We start from the raw sequence: 18,002 nt of genomic DNA, 5'->3' as shown, positions 1-18,002 counted from the left end.
AGCAGCTCTTTCGTACACCAGTGCTAGTGGCGGTTCGTCTCGGCGAGGTGGCGCCGTCCCGCTGCCCGGACACCCCCACATCGCCGACCCGGAGTCGATCACCGCGTGGAGGCGGCGGGTGGGCCGGCAGCGTCGATCACGACGTGGCGGCGGCGGGTGGGCAGACGGCGTCGCACACCGCGTCGACGACCCGGGCCCGGCCCTGCCCGTCGACTGTCGACCACGCCTGGCCGGCGAGGGTCGCGCGCCGCTGCGCTGAGCTGAGCAGCCCGTGCAGGGTCCGTGCCGCCGCCGCGCGGGCGGCCCGTCCGGGGACTCCGGCGGCGGTCAGCTCCGGCAGCTCGCCGAGACCGGCGGCGAGGCCGTGTCGCACCACCCGGTGGTACGACTCGCGTTGGTTGTCGACCACGCAGACGAGGGCGGCGGGTGCGCCGAGGCAGCAGAGTTCCCAGGTGGACGTGCCGGCGGCGCTGACCACCAGGTCGGCTTCGGTGATCAGGGTCGGCAGCGAGGTGGTGGGCGCAACCGGTCGGACGATCTGCCCACGACCGGGGGTGACGTCCTCCACCTCGGCCTCGATCTCCGGTCGGCCGACGATGACCGTGAGGTCCATCGGATGCCCGGTGGCCACCAGCACCCGGGTCAGCACCGGGGCCGCGCCGACGGCGTCCGTCCCGCCGAAGAAGGCCAGCACCCGGGGGCGGCTGACCGCCGTGGGGGACGGGGGCACCGGCGGTCGGGCGGTGGTCACGGAGTCGCGCAGCAGGGCGTACCCGCTGCCGGCGAGCAGCCGTCCGGGCAGCTCCGGTTGCTGCGCTCCGAAGTTCTGGTCCAGGTAGAGGTCGGCGACCTGACCCCGGCTGTCCCCGTCGATCACGGCGAGCGTGAACACACCGGCGTCGCGCAGCGCGCCCGCCCCGGCCGGGTCCAGTTCGTAGGAGTCGAGGACCATCACGTCCAGCTCGTGTCGGCGGGCTGCCTCGACCAGCCCGTCCGGCGTGTCCGGGCCCGGGTGCAGGGGGATACCCCGCGCGGCGAGCTCGGCGGTGGCCCAGCCGAGCCGTTCGACGGTGCCGAACACGGCCACGTGGGCGCCCCGGGCCAGGAACTCCTCGGCGAGCGCCAGGCAGCGGACGAGGTGGCCGACGCCTCGCCGTGGCCCCGCGTCGCAGCGCAACCCGACCCGTAGCGTGCTCAGGACTCCTCCAACCGCTTCTGCCGTACGTCGGCGTTGAGCGCGCGCAGGTCAGGTTGCCCGTCGAGCCAGTCGGTGAGCTTCGCCAGCGGCACGCTGATGTCGCCGAAGTGGTCGACGACGGCGCTGACCAGTGCCCAGTCCTGCTCGGTGTCGAGGGTCAGCCGGAGCCCGGAGCGGTCCGGGGTGAGCGTCACGCCGAGCACGCGGAACAGCTCCGGATGGGTGTACGCGTACGACGTGACGTGCACGCGGTGGTGGTCGGTGGCGAGCCGGCCGACGGTACGCAGCGTCTCCGCCCGGATGATCTCGACGTCCAACCCTCGGGGCAGGGTGCGGGCGATCGACGTGCTGGCGTAGTCCAGCCCGGGGACCGCCCGGTACACCGACGCGACCAGGGTGATGATCTCCGGGTCGAGCAGCGGGCAGTCGGCGGTGAACCGCATGACCGCGTCCCCGGGGTGCGCCGCGAGCGCACCCAGGAACCGGTCCAGCACGTCGTCCACCGGCCCTCGGTGGTACGGCACGCCCAGCCTGTCGCACTCGGCCACCACGGCGTCGTCGATCGGGTCGGTGCTGGTCGCGACCACCAGATCGGCGAGGATCCCGCTGTCGGCGGCGGCACGGACCACCCGGCCCAGCACGGAACGCCCGGCGAGCGGGCGGAGCACCTTGCCGGGCAGCCGGGACGACCCCATTCGCGCCTGCACGATGCCGATGATCCGGGGTGCCGCGTCGACCCGGCCGGTCGCCGCCGACCCGGTCACTGCTGCTCCTCCTGTTTCGGCGCGAGTACGGCGGTGGCCCGCCGCTTGGCGGCCCGGGCGCCCCGTTTGGCCAGCCGGGCCGGGGTGATGGCGAGCCGGCCGACCCGGTAGCTGATCGAGCCGCTGAGCAGGCCGATGGTCGTCTCGGCGCGGCGTAGCGCCCGCTCCCGCGAGGTGAGCAGCTCCTCGGTCCACGCGGTCAGCGCGGCCAGCCGGGTGATCTCCTCGCGCTGACGCAACCACGCCTCACGGAGCTGCTGGTAGCTGCGCAAGCCGATCGGCGGATCGGTCGGTGCGACGGTCCGCAGCTCGGTGGCGAGGTTGATCCTGCCGTCGACGTCCAACCCGTGCAGGGCGGCGGCGATGGCGGCCTCGGTCTCCACCGCCTCGGTGACGGTCGCGCGGTCGAGGTCGCGCCCGGCGAGGCCGCCGAGCACCACCGTCAGACCCGGGACGTCGAGGGTGGACGACCACGGGTGGGCGTACCCGCCGGTGAGCAGAGCCGCGGCGAAACGCCACAGGCCGCGTGCCAGCACCACGTCGGTCGGCAACGCGCCGGTGGCCCGCCAGCTGGGGTCGAGCACCGCGTACCGCTCACCGTCGACGACCACGTTGTCGGCCTCGGCCAGCGCCGCCGCCCCGGCGATCCGACCGTCGGCGTCGGCCTGGTCGGCGAGCCAGCCCGCGTACCCGTGCAGCAGCGTGCGCACCGTCGTCAGGTCGCGGCGCAGGGCCGCGTCGAGCAGCAGGGTACGCAGCAGCCGACCGGAGGGCACCGGCCCGGACAACGCGTCCGCGTCCCGGTACGCGGCCTCGCGGCTGGCGAACGGCGCGGCGGACGGCGTCTGCCTTCCGGTGGTCGGGGCGAGCCCCCACCGCCAACCCGACGGGCCGTGCAGCACCTCCGCCACGCCGATCCCGGGACGGCCGGTCTGGATCAGCGCCACCGGCAGGTCCCGGTCGGCGGCGGGCGGGCGCTCCCCGTCGGCGGGGCGGTGGGCGAGCACCAGCCAACCCGGCGCGAGGTCGGCGGCGCGCCCGGCGTGCAGCGCGTCGACCGCCAGCCGCGCCGGGTCCTGGAGCACGGTGTCCCTCGTGGAGCCGCCCGCGCAGGCACCGTGCAGCACGGCGTCGAAGAGGCCGGATCCGGCGTCCCGGTCGAGGTGGTCGGCGTCGAGCAGCGCGGTCGGGCTGCCGGCATCGGGGTACGCGGCCCAGCACGCCGTCGGTCGCAGTCCCGCCTCGGTGAGCCGGTCGCGGAGCTGGTCGCGGTTGGCCGGGTGGCCGCGGTCCAGCACTCCACCGATCACCCAGGCGGAGTCGTCCCGGGCGGCGTACCAGGGGGTGGCGGAGACGAGTCGGTGCAGACCGAGCGGGTTGTCCAGGCGCAGGAGCAGCGCGCCACCGGGCCGTACGGCGGCGACCAGTCGCGCCAGCACACCGCTCCAGCCGAGCCGGGTGCCCTCCACCGACTCCACCGGGTCCAGGCCGGCGGCGGCGATCACCACGTCGTACGTCTCGTCGTCGGGCAGCCCGGCCGGGCCGCCCACCACCACGTGGGCGGCCCGGGGTGCCAGCGCGACCGCGTCCGGGTGGCTGCGCAGCAGGCAGGTCACCTCGGCGTGGCCGAGTTGGCCGAGCAGGGCCGGATCGTGCGGCCCGGCGAGCAGGACCCGGGTGCCCGGAGGCACGAGCCGGGTGGCGAGGGCGGCGAGGGGACCACCGTCGGCCAACCGCTGCTGCGGCAGGTCCGACCAGGCCAGCATCTCGCCGCCCGGCAGGGTGATGCGGCCGGCGGGTGCCGTCTCAGTCGTCACGGTCGTCCTCTTCCTCCGGGAGGTTCGCCCAGCCGAGCAGCTCACGCAGCTCGGCCGGCGTGCAGCGGTGGTCGGTGCCCAGTTCGGTGCGGGCGATCTCGACAGCGGTGGGCAGGTCGACAGCGGTGCCGTGCAGCTCCGGCCACTGCCGGCGGATGCGGGCGGTGCCGCCGAAGGTCGGGTCCTCGTTGGACAGGATCATCGGGTCGCCGTAGACCGCCGGCTCGCAACCCGCGGCGATGCCGTAGAAGATCGCGCTGGTCAGCCGGTTGGAGGCCACCCGGCGGTGCCGACGCAGCTCGGTCAGTTGCTTGTCGAGGAACTCCGGGTCGGTGTCCTTCCACCAGTGCCCCCGGTAACCGTGGCAGATCACCCGGAACCCGGCCCGCTCGTAGAGGCGGCGGACGTTGCGCATCCGGTACTCGTGCCAGTAGAGGCAGACCGTGACCGGGCCCGGTTCGGTGGCCTGGATGAGGGCGATCAACTGACGGTGGTCGCCCTTGACGTGCTGACCCTCCCAGCCGTGGAACGGGTACCAGATGGTGCCCTCGCGCTCCTCGGCCGGGGGGTCCTCCGGGCGCATGGCCAGCAGGTAGGTGAACGGCGCCCCGATGACGACCACGTTGCGGCGACCCACCGACCAGGCCCGCCGGCGGGTCTGCTCCGACCAGAGCAGGCTGGGGGTGCGGTCGGCGTACGGGTGGCCGGGTGCCAGGCCGTCACCGATGTTCCAGCCGTGCTGCACGTACCCGTTGATCCGGGGTGGGTGCCGGTCGCCGAGGCCGGCGTAGCGGGCCAGCACGTGCGCATGACCGTAGAAGTGGTTGGCGTGGTGCATCAGGTTCCCATCAGGCGGTGGTACGCACCGAGCCGGCCCGCAGGGCCGAGGTCAGCGCGTCGATGACGCGATCCTGGTCGGCGTCGCTGAGCCCCGGGTAGAGCGGCAACGACAGCTGCTGCGAGTAGAACGACTCGGCCACCGGGCAGGACCCGCGCCGGTAGCCCAGGTCGGCGAAGACCGGGTGCCAGTACACCGGGACGTAGTTGACCTGGACACCGATGCCGGCGGCCCGCATCCGGTCGTACACCTCGCGGCGACGCCCGTCGAGCACGCGGATCGGGTACAGGTGCCAGAGCGGGTCGGCCCACGACTTCCGGGTCGGCGTCAGCACACCGTCCAGGTCGGCCAGTGCCTCGTCGTAGCGGGCGACCAGCGCGGCCCGGCGGGCCTTGAACTCGCCGAGGCGGCGCAGTTGACTGCGACCCAGCGCGCAGAGCACGTCGGGCAGCCGGTAGTTCAGCCCGAACTGGTGCACCTCCTGGTGCCAGCCGCCCTCGTCGGGACAGCGGAACTCGGCGCGGTCGCGGACCAGGCCGATGGTGCGGAAACGGCGGGCCCGCTGCAGCGCGGCCGGGTCGAGCGCCGCGACGGCGCCGCCCTCGGCGGTGGTCAGGTTCTTCGTCGGGAAGAACGAGAAGGTGGTCAGGTCGGCGAGCGAGCCGACCGGTCGACCGTGGTACGTGCCGCCGATCGAGTGTGCCGCGTCGGCGAGTAACAACGCGTCGGAGCCCACCAACGACGTCCGCAGCGCGTCGTAGTCGGCGGGGTGGCCGGCGTAGTCGACGGCGGCGACGACCCGGGTACGCGAGGTGACGGCGTCGGCCGCCGCTGCCGGGTCGAGGCAGAAGGTCTCGTCCTCCACGTCGGCGAACACGATCGTCGCGCCGAGGGCGGCGGCGCTGCTGGCCGTCGCCACGAACGTCATCGGCGAGACGACCACCTCGTCACCCGGTCCCACCCCGGCGGCCGCGTACGCCACGTGCAGCGCCGCCGTGCCGTTGGAGACGGTGGTGACGCCCACCCCACCGGTCCACCGGGCGAGGTCCGCCTCGAAGGCGTCCACCTGTGGACCGGTGGTGAGCCAGTCGCCGCGCAGCACGTCGACGACGGCGGCGACGTCCTCCTCGGTGACCGACTGCCGGCCGTACGGGAGCATCCCCGTCATGCGGTGATGCCGAGCATGTCGCGCAGTTGCTCGACGGTGAGCCACTCGTCGTTGGTGTCCGACTGGTACGCGAAGCCGTCCGGGACCGGGTCGCAGTCGACCGGCGGCTGGTAACCCCAGGTGGCGATGGTCGGCTGCACGATGAACCGGCCGTCGGCGCGCAGCGTCCGCCGGCTGTCGTCGGGCGCGATCATCTCCTCGTGCAGCTTCTCGCCCGGGCGGATGCCGACCTCGTGGGTGGTGGCGTCCGGGGCCACGGCCTCGACCAGGTCGAGGATGCGCATGCTGGGGATGCGCGGCACGAACAGTTCGCCGCCCTGCATCTGGTCGAACGAGTCCATGACGAACTGGACGGCCTGCTCCAGGGTGATCCAGAAGCGGGTCATCCGCTTGTCGGTGATCGGCAGGCTCTTGCCCTCGGCGGCGAGCCGCCGGAACAGCGGGACGACCGAGCCGCGGCTGCCCACCACGTTGCCGTAGCGCACCACGGCGAACCGGGTGGGGTGCTGGGCGGCGTAGTGGTTGGCCGAGACGAACAGCTTGTCGCCGACCAGCTTCGTCGCGCCGTACAGGTTGATCGGGCTGGACGCCTTGTCGGTGGAGAGCGCGATGACCTTCCGGACGCCGGCCTCGATCGCCGCGTCGACGACGTGTTGCGAGCCGGTGATGTTGGTGGCGATGTACTCGGAGGGGTTGTACTCCGCGGTGTCCACCTGCTTCAGGGCGGCGGCGTGCACCACGTGGTCGACACCGTGCATGGCCCGGGTGAGGCGGTGCCGGTCCCGGATGTCGCCGATGAACCAGCGCAGCCGCGGGTCGTCGCCCAGTTGCTGACGCAGCTCGTACTGCTTGAGTTCGTCGCGGGAGAACACCACCACGCGGGCGGGGTCGGCCTCGGTGAGGATGTGCTGGAGGAAGGTCCTGCCGAAGGAACCCGTTCCCCCGGTGATCAGAATGGACGATCCATTCAACTCACTCAATGTGGTGCTCCCGTGTTCGTGGATGAACGAGCGGCCCTCGGCCGGCCGACCGGGGTGCGACGCTAACGACGGTGGGTTAACTCCTCGGCGCTCGCCGGTGAACCACGACCTCTGCCCTCGTGAATGCCGGGCACCGCGCAGGCGAACACTTCCGTTGGGCCGGCGACCGGCCTGACCAGTCCGGTTCCGGCCGTTACAGTGGCCGCGCGGGACACTCGGCGGCCCTTCTCGCGGCCGCTTCCCGCGTTCATCCGACATCCGCACCGCCTGGTGCGGGCGGTTCATCCCGGGCGTCACCGACGCGGGCCCACCTGCCCGCGGAGTCCGCGCGGGCCCGATCCGGCTGGCAACCCTGGAGGCGTTGATGGCATCCGGTAGCGACGTGATCGAACGGCCGGAGGTCGTCGCGGCGACACCGGACCCGGTGTCCCCCCGGCGCTGGGTGGTGCCGGTGCTGCTGGTCGTCGGTTGGGTGCTCAGCGTCGCCTGGCGGATGTGGTTGTCCCGGCACATCGTGTTGCCGATCGCGCACACCGACGAGGACAGCTACCTGAACACCGCCCGTGCCCTGGCCGGCGGCCCGGGCGGCTTCAGCAGCGAGAACGACCTGCTGCGGCGGGTCGGCTACCCGATGCTGATCTCGCCGGCGTTCCTCGGGGACCGGGACTTCTCCGACAGCTACCGGATCGTCCAGCTGATCAACGCGATGATCAACTCGACGCTGCTGCCGCTGGCGTACCTGCTCGGTCGCCGCCTGCTCCGGCTGCCCCGGTCGTACGCGCTGCTCGGCGCTGTCGCTGCCGCGACCCTGCCGGCCACCGCCTTCTACGCCGGCATCGCGATGATCGACACCGTGATGGCGCCGCTGGTGGTCGCCTGGCTGCTCACCGTGCACCGCTGGATCGAACGGCCCGGCCCGCTCGCGGCCGCCACCGTCGGTCTGCTGGTCGGCGGGTTCCACCTGCTGCACTCCCGGGGCCTGGTGATCGTGGCGGTGCACGCCGGGTTGGTCCTGCTGCTGTTCGTCCGCCGTCGGATCAACCCGCCCGCGGTGCTCGCGGCGCTGCTCCCGGTGCTCGCCATGGCGCTGGTCAACGCGACCACCATCCGCTATCTCGGCGACAAGGTCTACCTGCTCGGCAGCACCCCCGGCGGTGGCACCGTCGAGGCGGTCGCCTCCGCGCAGGGCGTGGTCCGGGTCGGTGCCGCCGTCGCCACCCAACTCTGGTACCTCGTGGTGATCACCTTCGGAATGGCGGGAGTGGCCTGGGCCTCCGCCGTACGGGAGCTGTGGCGGCCACGGCACGGCGACGCTACCCGCTGGACGATGGGCGTGGCGCTGGTGGTGACCGTCGGGGTGGCCGGCGGCGCGTCGGTGATCCTGGCCGGCATCACCGGTAAGCCGCTGGACGCGATCTACGGCCGGTACGTGCAGATGCTGGCGCCGTTCTGGCTGCTGGTGGGGCTCGGGGTCCTGCTCACCGCCGGTCGCCGGGTGGTCGTTCGCCGGGCGGCGGTCGCGGTGGCCCTGCTGGTCGGCGGCGGCGCCCTGATCGCCGCCCGGCTCGCGTACGTGGCCAGTCGCGGCCACTACCTGCGCTACGGCGGTTTCGGCGCACCGGACCTGATGGCGTTGACCGGCGGTTGGCGGGAGATGCGGCCGGTCGTCGGGTCGCTGGTCGGGATCGCCGGCTGCCTGCTGCTGGCCGCCGCCGTCCTGGTTCCCCGGCTGCGGATGCCGGCGCTCGGCGTGATCGTCGTGGCCAACCTGGTGACCATGCAGGTGATCGACCACCGCATGGTGCGACCCATGGTCGCGAGCAGCACGCCGACGCCCTCGGTGGCCGACGTCGGGGTACGCCCCGGCGAGCGGGTGTGGGCGTCGACCGGTGTGCACTACATCCTGCGGTTCAACCTCAGCCACCAGGTGACCTGGACCGACGTTCGCTGGTTCGGCGTCGAGCAGCCGCCGACCGAGGCGCAGGTGGTGTTCGCCCGCTGGGCGCCCGGCCGGGCCGACGACTGGGACGGCACCGCGTACGGCTTCGTCCGGCTCGGCGGCAACCAGGCGCAGCACTGGGCGGCCTGGCGGCGCGCCTGACCCACCCGCACCCGGTGGACACCCACCGTTCGTAAACGGCGGATGTCCACCGGGAGCATGGTCGGTTAATGGATTCCGTCGGCAGCGGGAATTCGTGCGGCAATCAGCGGTGGCGGCGGTCGGACCGGGCCAGAGAAATTGGGATCACCGTGATTTCCTGACCGTCGGACAACTCCTGCCGAGGGGTGCCCTCGACGAATCGGAAACGTCGGTTCATCTGTCGTACGACGGTATTGTGACCGAGCACCTCCCCGTCGAGACGATCCAGGTGCAGCCCGTCGAAGGCGTACTCCACGGCCTCTCGCATGACCCCCAGCCAGGCGGGCAGCGTCTCGCCCCGACCGTCCAGCCCCTCGGCGTCCAGGTAGAAGCCCCACGCTCCCGTCCGTGGACCCTCCAACCGCAGGTCGAAGAAGGTGACCACCCCGCAGGGGCGATCGTCTCGGACGTACACCAGAACCCGCCGGGACGGGTCGTCCCGGACCGCCGACCACCACCGGCCGTGCTCCTCCGGGGTGATCTCGTGACTGGTCTTGCTGACCTGACGGTTGGTTTCCTGATTACGCCAGGACAACATCAGGTGAACGTCGTTGGCTGTCGCCTCGCGCAGCACGTGCTCTCGCTTTCTTATCTGTTCACGCCGGTTCTCGGAACCCTACCCGGGCCTACCGGCACATCGGATAAGCATTCGTTGGGTTGTAGACTCCGGCGCATGAACGAATTGAGTCGCGCGCAGATTCGCGACCTCATGGCTCAGGTGCTTGAGAACCAGGACAAGCACCTGCCCGCGGACGACGCGGCGCAGTTGCGGGAGATCGGGTTCCGGTCGCTGGACTTCTCCGAGCTGGCCCTGCGGGTGGAGGACGAGACGGGGGAGGAGCTCAACTTCGACGCACCCGGCCTGCGCCGCATCGCCACCGTCGGGGACGTCCTCGACTTCCTCGTCGAGCTCCAGCACCAGTGACCGTCGCGACAGCGGGCCGCCGGCCACCGGCGGGCCCGGAGCCGGCGGGCGTCGACAACCGGCTCGTCGTCGGCGGCGCCACGCTGACCTGGCGCACGCTGCCGCTGCCGGTCCTCCCCGACCCCGGCGCGGTGCTCGCCCACGCCGCGGTGCACGCGCTCACCGCCGCCCGGCAGCACGCCGTGTACGGCACCGAGCTGCTGCTCAGCGCCGCGAGCCGGGTCGACGCGGCGATGCGTGCCGAGCTGCTCGACGCCGGGTTCACCGTCAGCGTCCTCGACGACGACGGCGCGCACCCGAGCGTGCCGGCCCGGCCGCGAGCCGCCGAAGCCGGCCGGCTGTGGCTGCTGACCTCGGGTTCGACCGGGCGTCCCAAGCGGGTCGGGCACACCCTCGACACACTGACCACAGTCCGGGCCGACCAGCCCGATCGGACGTGGCTGTGCCCGTACGCCCCCGGCACGTACGCCTGGTGGCAGGTCGTCACCCTGTCGCTGACCCAGCCCGGCCAGCACCTGGTGGTGGTCGAGCCGGACGAGTTGGACGACTGGCCCACCGTCGCGGCCGCACACGGTGTCGACGCCGCCTCCGGCACCCCCACCTTCTGGCGTCGCACCCTCTACCGCGACGCCGCCGCGTTGGCCCGGGTGCCGCTGCGCCAGATCACCCTCGGCGGCGAGCCGGTGGACCAGGCCATCCTGGACCAGCTCCGCGACGTCTTCCCCGCGGCCCGGATCTCCTGGATCTACGCGTCCTCCGAGGTGGGGGCGTCCATCGTGGTGCACGACGGGCAGGCCGGGTTCCCGGTCGCCTGGCTGGACCGGGAGACCCCGGGCCGCCCGACGCTCTCGGTGATGGACGACGAGTTGGTGGTCACCTCCCCGTTCCACGGGGCGGGGCTGGCCGGCCCGGTCCGCACCGGAGACCGGGTGCAGGTGCGCGACGACCGGGTGCTGATCACCGGCCGCCTCGACTCCGACGAGATCAACGTCGGCGGCAGCAAGGTCTCCGCCGGCGTGGTCCGCGGTGTGCTGGCCGAGCACCCGGCGGTCGCCTGGGCCCGCGTCACCGGCCGCCGCGCACCGGTGCTCGGCCGGATGGTGGTCGCCGAGGTGGTCCTCACCCCCGCCGAGCACCGGGACACCGCCGAGGCCGCGCTGGTCCGCTGGTGCGCCGACCGGCTTCCCGAGTACGCGGTGCCACGCCGGATCCGCGTACTGACCGAGATTCCCGTCAAGGAGACCCTGAAGAGCGATGTCTGACGCCCAGCTCGTCCCACCCAGCTCAGTGGTCCTCGTCTCCGGCGGTTCGCGGGGGCTCGGCCTGGCCATCGTCACCGACCTGCTCGACGCCGGCGTACGGGTGGCCGCCTTCGCCCGTACCGTCACCCCGGAGCTGGAGGAAATCGCCGCCGAGCACCCCGACCGGGTGCACGTCGGGTCGGTGGACGTCACCGACCTGCGCGCCGCGCAGAGCTTCGTCCGTGCGGCGGAGGAGCGGCTCGGCCCGATCGACGGCGTCGTCAACAACGCCGCGATGGGGCAGGACTCGCTGCACGCGCACACCGCCACCGACGACATCGCCCGGATCATCGAGACCAACCTGACCGCCCCGCTGCAACTGACCCGGCTGGTGATCCGTCGGATGCTCGCCAAAGGGCTACGCGGACGGATCGTCAACATCACCTCGATCTGCGGGCAGCGTGGTTTCCCGGGCCTGGTCGCGTACTCGGCCACCAAGGGTGGCATGGACGCCGCCACCCGGTCGCTGGCGCGGGAGCTGGGCGGCCGGATGCTGGTGAACTCGGTCGCACCCGGCTTCTTCGCCTCGGAGATGTCCGCGGTGCTCGGCCCGACCCAGCTCGACCAGATCGTGCGCCGCACGCCGACCGGCCACCTGACCGAGCCGGAGGAGGTCACACCTGTGGTACGGATGCTGCTGCGCCAGCACACCAACATCAACGGCCAGGTCATCGTGGTGGACGGTGCCGCCGCCATCTGACCCGCAGCCGGGTCTGCTCGCGGGTGAATCGGCGCGGCCGGTCGGCGAGGCCCCGGCGGCTGTGTCGCCAGAGGTCGGCGGTATCGCCGTGCCGCGTGCGGTGCTGAGCGTCGCCGCTGTGCCGCGTCCGGGCGCGGTCGGTCCCGCTGTGCCGCGTCCGGGCGCGGTCGGTCCCGCTGTGCCGCGTCCGGGCGCGGTCGGTCCCGCTGTGCCGCGTCCGGGCGCGGTCGGTCCCGCTGTGCCGCGTCCGGGCGCGGTCGGTGCCCCTGTGCCGCGTCCGGTGCCAGGCCTGCTGGCCGCTGCCGAGCAGCACCTGCGCATCGGGTCACCGGCCGCGATGGCAGACGCGGTGACCCGCAGTCACCTCGACGACGGCCGGTGCGTCGGCTGGTACGGCCCACCGGTCCCCGGCTGGCGGGTGGCGATCGACGCGGAGCGCACCGGCGCCCCGGTGCCACCGGCGCTGGCCCGCCGGTTCGGCACGGGTGACTTCTGGGCCCGGTGGACCCGGGCCGAGTGCTGCTGCAAGCTGGCCGACGTCCCGATCGTGACCTGGTGGCGCCGGCACGGGCTGGGCGTTCCGGCGCAGGGGGGTGCCCTCTGGCGAACCCTGCGGGTGGCCGACCTGATGGTCACCGTCGGCTTCGCCCCGCACCGCCCGAGCTGCCGCCACTGACGGCCTCGCCCCACCCCCCGACCCCGTCGATCATGGAGTTGTGGTGCCTCCCAAAGTGGGCATATCTGGGCAAAGCGGCAACCACAAGTCCATGATCGACGGGGTGGGGTGGGGTGGGGTGGGGCTTTAGATTTGGTTCCAGGTCAGTGGGGTGCCGCGCGGGACGTCGGTGGTGAAGGTGCGGCCGAGCACCCGGTCGATCTCCACCGGAGCCAGCCCGCCGGCCGGTCGGATCGACCGGACGTTGTGGACGGTCACCGGGTCGCCGGCCCGCACGTCCTCGACCACGAACAGCGAACGGCGGAACCGCAGGCCCTCCCGCTCGGCCGGGGTCGGGCCGATCGCGGTGCCGCCCATGGCCGCGGACGCGCGACCGGATTCGGCCACCAGGGCCGTCAGCTCCGCCGGGTTCAGGGAGAAGTCCGAGTCCACGCCGCCGTCGGCCCGGTCCAGCGTGACGTGCTTCTCGATGAAGCAGGCGCCGAGCGCCACCGAGGCGACCGCCACCCCGATGCCGGGCGTGTGGTCGGACAGCCCGACCGGCACGTCGAACGCGCCGGCCAGCACCGGGATGCGGCGCAGGTTGCTGTCGGCCGGCGGCGCCGGGTAGGAGGCGGTGCACGCCAGCAGGACGATGCCCGCCGCGCCACCGTCGCGGGCGGTCCGCACCGCGGCGTCGATCTCGGCGACCGTCGCCATGCCCGTGGAGATCACCATCGGCTTGCCCGTGCTCGCCACGAGCCGGATGAGCGGCAGGTCGACCAGCTCCGAAGAAGCGATCTTGTACGCGGGCGCGTCCAGCGACTCCAGCAGCTCCACGGCGGTCGCGTCGAACGGCGACGAGAACACGGTCAGGCCACGCTCGCGGGCCCGCTCGAAGATCGGGGCGTGCCACTCGTACGGGGTGTGCGCCCGCTCGTAGAGGCGGTACAGGTTCTCCCCGCCCCACAGCTCGTGCCCGCTGGAGATCCGGAATGCCGGGGTGTCGACGTCGATCGTGATGGTGTCCGGTCGGTACGTCTGGAGCTTCAGCGCGTGCGCCCCGCTCTCGGCCACCGCGTCCACGATGGCGAGTGCCCGGTTCAGATCTCCGTTGTGGTTGCCGGACATCTCGGCGACCACGAACGGTCGCTCTTCGGCACCGACCGCGTGCGGTCCGATGGTGATTGTCGCCGTCATTCCGACCTCTGCTCGGGTACGCCCGCACCGGGGTGCGGTGGTGCTGTCGTCGTCCGCCCGGCGGGTGGACGACCTGGAGAACCAGGGCGCCGGGAGCCGACCCGGCCCCCGGCGTGTGGTGCGGTGCAAGCGGTCACGGCCGGCGGCTCCCGGCCAGCGCGTCGCGCCGCTGCGCGGTCGTGACCAGCTCGCCGTCGCCGGTCGTCGCGGTGCCAGCTCCTCGACCCGCGTCGTCGTCGGCGGTGACCGAGCCGGAACCGGCGTCGACGCCGCCGGTCGGGCCGGTGCGACGCAGGCGACCGGCGACCCGGTGCGCCTGGCGCAGAGCCGAGTACGCCAGCCAGTCGTCGCGCCCCACGAGGCGGTGCTTGAGCCCGGTCACGCCCGACGGCAGCGGATAGCCACCGGCGGGCAGGTACCGGCGGTAGTGCTCGGCGGCCCGGTGGAAGAAGTCCCGCCGCAGGTGCGGGTGCAGCCGGCCGTCGTTGCCCACCACCACCAGATAGTGGTTGATCATCAGCTGGAACAGTTCGGCCTGCAACCGCTCGTCCGGGTGCTTGCGGGCGACCCAGTCCAGCAACCGCTCGTACTGGGCGAACGCGTCGAAGTGCCGGCCGCTGCGGGTGGAGGTGATCGCGCCGTACCGACCCTGCCGGTACAGGTAGCACACCCGGTCCAGCACGGAGATCTTCTCGGCGCCGATCAGCAGGGGGTGGCTGAACGGGATGTCCTCGTACCAGCCGGGGAAGAAGCGCAGCTCCAACTGGTCCAGGAAGTCCCGCCGGACCACCTTGTTCCAGGCGGTGTGCTGCACCCGCAGCAGGTGCGGCTGGTCGTCGAGGCGTGTCACGCCGGGAATGCCGCGCAGCAGGGGACTGCTCGCGTCGACCTCCCGCCGACCGTCCTCGTGCACCCGCAGGTGGTCGAGCATCAGCACGTCGGGCTGGTGGTGGCGCAGCCGGTCCAGCACCGCCGCGATCGTGCCCGGCGGCAACCAGTCGTCGCTGTCGACGAACCAGACGTACCGGCCGGTGGCCACGTCCAGCCCGGCGTTGCGGGCCAGGCCGAGGCCCACGTTGCTGCTCAGGTGCACGACGCGGACCCCGTCGCGGCCGGCGGCGTAGGAGCGGAGCATGTCGCCGCAGCCGTCCGGGGAGGCGTCGTCGACGGCGATCATCTCGACCGCGTCCGACTCGCCCGCCGGGATGTCGGCCCGGATCGACTCCAGGCACTGGTACAGGTACGCCTCGACGCCGTACACGGGCACGACGATGCTCAGCAGCGGTGCGTGCGTCGGCTCATTGACCACGCCCGCCACCTTTGACGGTCCGGGTGGCCGAACCCGGAACCTGACGTGACCGCCGATGGTGGAGTCCCTGAACTCCCCCCGAGCGGGGGGTTAACGGCGGCCGGCCCGCAGTCCGCCGATCCGGCGACCGTGGCACGTGCCCGTACCGCTGTGGGCGGGTGGGACACGTCCGGTTCACCCGGGAGTGACCCGGTAGGGTGCCTCGGTGCGGCCCTGCCGGGCCGTCGCGGGCGTCGCCGTCGCGTCGTCCGACGCCGCGCCGAGGAGGATACGGACGTGCTGGTGACCCTGCGGATCTTCAGGATCCCGGCATGACCAGCGCCGCTGCGGTGTCGACCGCCCGGCCCGCCGGCCCGCCCGCCCGGCTGCCCTCGCTGACCGGGCTGCGCTGGATCGCCGCGTTGCTGGTCTTCGGCTTTCACGCCGGCACCATGCGGATCATCGCCGAACCGGACTACAAGGCGGTGGTCGACGCGCTGTTCACGCTCGGCCTGTCCGGGGTGCAGTTCTTCTTCATCCTCAGCGGTTTCGTGCTGGTCTGGTCGGCCCGCGTCGGCGACTCCCGGCGCACCTTCTGGCGGCGTCGAGTTGCCAAGATCTACCCGAACCACGTGGTGCTGTGGGGTGCGGCCCTGCTGGTCGCCTGGTGGTTCGCCGACCCGGTCCTGCCGGCGGTCGCGCTGGAGAACCTGCTGCTGTTGCAGGCGTGGGACCCCCGGATGGGCTGGTTCTACAGCGTCAACACGGTGAGCTGGTCGCTCTCCTGCGAGTTCTTCTTCTACCTGTGCCTGCCGCTGGTGCTGCCGCTGCTGCGCCGGGCCAACCCGAAGCTGCTCTGGGTGCTGATCGTCGCGCTGCCGCTGCTGATCCTCGCGCTCTGGCCGGCCCAGCAGTTGGTGCCGGAGGCGAGCCGGTGGTGGTTCACCCAGATCTTCCCGCCCGTACGGTCGCTGGAGTTCTGGTTGGGCGCCGTGGCGGCCGAGCTGATGCGGCGGGGTCTCTGGCGCGGCCCGGGGCTCACCGTCGCCAGCCTGGTCTTCGTGGGCACCTGGGTGGCGGCCGCCCAGTGGATCCGCGCGGAGTTGTGGACCACGCTGCTCGCCGTCGCGTACGTGCTGGTGATCGCCGCCGCCGCGGACGCCGACGTGCGGAACAGGCGGTCGCCGTGGCGCTCCCGGCCGCTGGTCTGGCTCGGGGAGGTCTCCTTCGCCTTCTACCTGGTGCACGTCCTGGTGATGACGAGCGTGCTGCGGTGGAGCGGCGACTGGGGGACCGGGTTCACGGGCTGGCGTGGACCAGCGGTGGTGCTCGGCTTCCTGGCCGTGAACCTGGTCCTCGCCGGGCTGTTGCACCGCTTCGTCGAGACGCCGATGATGCGTCGACTCGCACCGCGCCGCCCGGCCCGGTCGGCGTCCGTTCCCCGGCAACGCGAGGGCGGTCCCGACGCCGACGGCCGACCGGCCGACGCCGCCGGGGAGAGCGGGCAGACCACCGACCGATCACCGTACGTCGACTCGCGCTGACACCGTCCACCCTGCTCAGTGGGGGTTCGGCGCGGCGTGCGACGACACGCCCGTGGTCGGTGCGGTGAGGTCGGCACGACGGTAGCGTGAGGTCGTGCTTCCGGTCGCGATCACCTGTCCGCTGTGGTGGGTGGCGCGCTGGGCGACGCGGGTGCTGACCAGCCTCGCCGTCGTCGCGGCCCTGGCGCTCGGCGCGGGCCCGGCCTCGGCCGCCGTGCCAGCTCCGTTCGCCCTCGGATCACTCCCGGCGGCCTGCCCGTCCACCTGCGCGCAGGTGGCGATGCACGAGGCGCGGGCGACGACCGAGCAGCCCGTCGAGGCATCCTCTCCGGCGTGGTCGGTCGACCCGCAACCAACGCCACCCGGTGACCAGGTCACTCTCGCGGCCGGCTCGCTGCGCGCGGCCGGGTCCGAGCAGCTGCCCCTCGGTCACGCCCCGAGCAGCCGGGCACCCCGAGCCCCGCCCGGGCGCTGAGTCACCGGGACGACCGTCCCGCCGCCGCGCCTGTCGACCCACCAGCTCCGCGCCCCACCGGCCCGTTCACCGCCCCTGGCCCGGTGGCGCTGGAGCTACCCATCGCATCGCTCTCTTCCGAGGTGCCGACCATGCAGACCGCTGTCCTCTACCAGTTCGTGACCGAGGTGCCGCAGGCCGCCGCCATCTGGTCCACCCTGTTCCTGCTGGCCCTGGGCGTACTCGCCCTGCTGGTGGCCCGTCCCGAGCGGGACACACCCCCGGACGACCCGCGCACGGCCGCCCCCACCGCTCGTGAGGTGGCCGCCGCCGAGGCCGCCGACCTGCGCCGGTACGCCGAGGAGGTGGCGGTCGCCGCGACCGGGGCGGCCAGGACCGCGCAGCGGCGACGTGCTGACTGGCTGACCGCTCAGGCGGAGCTGGAGCGGGCCTGGGACGCCTACGACGAGGCGGACGCCGCTGCGCGTCGCTTCGCGGGCGCCGAGACGCTGCCGACCCCGCAGACCCCCCACACCCCGGCCGAGTACGCCGCCCGCGAGCGCTACCTGCACCGGGCCGCGATGACGGCGTACTGGCGGGGTGACCTGAGCATGGCGCAGCTGGGCGACGTGTTCGCCCAGCGGCGCGGCTGGGATCCCCGGCGGCACCCGGTCGAGCAGGAGGTGCTGCTGAGCCGGACGATCCGGGACGCGAGGCTGGCCGACTACCAGGCCGCCGCATCCCGGGAGCGGGCTGCCTGGCGGGACGCGGAACTGGCTGCCGACTCAGCGCGAGCCCTCGCGACGGAGAGCTGCGCGGCGGCGGCCCGGCTGCGACCGCACCCGCTACCCGCGCGGCGGGCGGTGACCGGTGCGTTCCGACCCGCTGTCGTGGCGCGGTGGCGGCCCGCGCGGGCGAGTTGAGCCCGATTCGTGACGTGAGCTGGCTCACGCCGACCGGAATTCGGGCGTCCGGCGCGATCGGCGCCATTCTTCCGGAGAATCTGGTCGCATTCTCGGCGGCCTGTCCG

The 18,002-nt window shown here is 73.0% G+C and carries 17 protein-coding genes; 8 read left to right on the top strand and 9 right to left on the bottom strand.

Annotation, left to right across the window (positions count from 1 at the left end):
- Nucleotides 1–136: 136 nt before the first annotated feature.
- From GA0070612_RS27485 to pseB, 6 genes are all read right to left on the bottom strand, one after another.
- A complete protein-coding gene (locus GA0070612_RS27485; protein WP_088990554.1) occupies nt 137–1,198 on the bottom strand; it encodes a PseG/SpsG family protein in 1,062 nt (353 codons plus the stop codon).
- Nucleotides 1,195–1,893, bottom strand: coding sequence for a cytidylyltransferase domain-containing protein (locus tag GA0070612_RS27480; RefSeq protein ID WP_088991804.1), 699 nt, complete (start codon nt 1,891–1,893; stop codon nt 1,195–1,197). The genes GA0070612_RS27485 and GA0070612_RS27480 overlap by 4 nt, the downstream gene beginning before the upstream one ends.
- Nucleotides 1,894–1,958: 65 nt before the next feature.
- Nucleotides 1,959–3,779 carry a hypothetical protein gene (locus GA0070612_RS27475; protein WP_088990553.1) on the bottom strand — a complete coding sequence of 607 codons (1,821 nt, stop codon included), beginning with the start codon at nt 3,777–3,779 and terminating at the stop codon, nt 1,959–1,961.
- A complete protein-coding gene (locus tag GA0070612_RS27470; RefSeq protein ID WP_088990552.1) occupies nt 3,769–4,617 on the bottom strand; it encodes a hypothetical protein in 849 nt (282 codons plus the stop codon). The genes GA0070612_RS27475 and GA0070612_RS27470 overlap by 11 nt, the downstream gene beginning before the upstream one ends.
- A gap of 10 nt (nt 4,618–4,627) precedes the next feature.
- A complete protein-coding gene (locus tag GA0070612_RS27465) occupies nt 4,628–5,785 on the bottom strand; it encodes a DegT/DnrJ/EryC1/StrS family aminotransferase (protein ID WP_088990551.1) in 1,158 nt (385 codons plus the stop codon).
- Nucleotides 5,782–6,765: a UDP-N-acetylglucosamine 4,6-dehydratase (inverting) gene (gene pseB / locus GA0070612_RS27460; protein ID WP_088990550.1), complete on the bottom strand. Its 984-nt coding sequence runs from the start codon at nt 6,763–6,765 to the stop codon at nt 5,782–5,784. Before pseB ends, GA0070612_RS27465 begins: the two co-directional genes overlap by 4 nt.
- A gap of 364 nt (nt 6,766–7,129) precedes the next feature.
- Between pseB and GA0070612_RS27455 the strand changes: the two genes are divergently transcribed.
- A complete protein-coding gene (locus GA0070612_RS27455; protein WP_088990549.1) occupies nt 7,130–8,866 on the top strand; it encodes a glycosyltransferase family 39 protein in 1,737 nt (578 codons plus the stop codon).
- A 103-nt stretch (nt 8,867–8,969) separates the two neighbouring features.
- Here GA0070612_RS27455 and GA0070612_RS27450 read toward each other — a convergent pair whose 3' ends face one another.
- Nucleotides 8,970–9,479, bottom strand: coding sequence for a GNAT family N-acetyltransferase (locus GA0070612_RS27450; RefSeq protein WP_088990548.1), 510 nt, complete (start codon nt 9,477–9,479; stop codon nt 8,970–8,972).
- A 99-nt stretch (nt 9,480–9,578) separates the two neighbouring features.
- Between GA0070612_RS27450 and GA0070612_RS27445 the strand changes: the two genes are divergently transcribed.
- The 4 genes from GA0070612_RS27445 (at nt 9,579) to GA0070612_RS27430 (ending at nt 12,507) form a co-directional block, all read left to right on the top strand.
- Nucleotides 9,579–9,830, top strand: coding sequence for an acyl carrier protein (locus GA0070612_RS27445; RefSeq protein ID WP_088990547.1), 252 nt, complete (start codon nt 9,579–9,581; stop codon nt 9,828–9,830).
- Nucleotides 9,827–11,092: an AMP-binding protein gene (locus GA0070612_RS27440; protein WP_088990546.1), complete on the top strand. Its 1,266-nt coding sequence runs from the start codon at nt 9,827–9,829 to the stop codon at nt 11,090–11,092. The genes GA0070612_RS27445 and GA0070612_RS27440 overlap by 4 nt, the downstream gene beginning before the upstream one ends.
- Nucleotides 11,085–11,831: an SDR family NAD(P)-dependent oxidoreductase gene (locus GA0070612_RS27435; RefSeq protein ID WP_088990545.1), complete on the top strand. Its 747-nt coding sequence runs from the start codon at nt 11,085–11,087 to the stop codon at nt 11,829–11,831. Before GA0070612_RS27440 ends, GA0070612_RS27435 begins: the two co-directional genes overlap by 8 nt.
- A gap of 268 nt (nt 11,832–12,099) precedes the next feature.
- Complete coding sequence (locus GA0070612_RS27430; protein ID WP_231924715.1) at nt 12,100–12,507, top strand: hypothetical protein; 408 nt, start codon at nt 12,100–12,102, stop codon at nt 12,505–12,507.
- Nucleotides 12,508–12,633: 126 nt separating this feature from the next.
- On the opposite strand, the gene pseI is transcribed toward GA0070612_RS27430, so the two are convergent.
- Entirely contained in the window at nt 12,634–13,686 is a 1,053-nt protein-coding gene (gene pseI, locus GA0070612_RS27425; protein ID WP_088990544.1) for a pseudaminic acid synthase, read from the bottom strand.
- A 133-nt stretch (nt 13,687–13,819) separates the two neighbouring features.
- The gene (locus GA0070612_RS27420; protein WP_088990543.1) at nt 13,820–14,995 is read right to left on the bottom strand and encodes a glycosyltransferase family 2 protein; all 1,176 of its coding nucleotides are present in this window, start codon (nt 14,993–14,995) and stop codon (nt 13,820–13,822) included.
- 311 nt (nt 14,996–15,306) lie between these two features.
- Here GA0070612_RS27420 and GA0070612_RS27415 point away from each other — a divergent pair, with 311 nt between their 5' ends.
- The 3 genes from GA0070612_RS27415 (at nt 15,307) to GA0070612_RS27405 (ending at nt 17,895) form a co-directional block, all read left to right on the top strand.
- Nucleotides 15,307–16,518, top strand: coding sequence for an acyltransferase family protein (locus GA0070612_RS27415; RefSeq protein WP_088990542.1), 1,212 nt, complete (start codon nt 15,307–15,309; stop codon nt 16,516–16,518).
- Nucleotides 16,519–16,612: 94 nt separating this feature from the next.
- Nucleotides 16,613–16,993, top strand: a complete 381-nt coding sequence (locus GA0070612_RS27410) for a hypothetical protein (protein ID WP_088990541.1) — start codon at nt 16,613–16,615, stop codon at nt 16,991–16,993.
- Between the two features lie 131 nt (nt 16,994–17,124).
- Complete coding sequence (locus GA0070612_RS27405) at nt 17,125–17,895, top strand: hypothetical protein (RefSeq protein WP_088991802.1); 771 nt, start codon at nt 17,125–17,127, stop codon at nt 17,893–17,895.
- Nucleotides 17,896–18,002 lie beyond the last annotated feature (107 nt).

This window comes from Micromonospora chokoriensis (assembly GCF_900091505.1).
GTDB classification, from domain to species: domain Bacteria; phylum Actinomycetota; class Actinomycetes; order Mycobacteriales; family Micromonosporaceae; genus Micromonospora; species Micromonospora chokoriensis.
The sequence above is the reverse complement of the archived record's forward strand: the minus strand, read 5'-3'. Positions and strand labels throughout refer to the sequence as shown.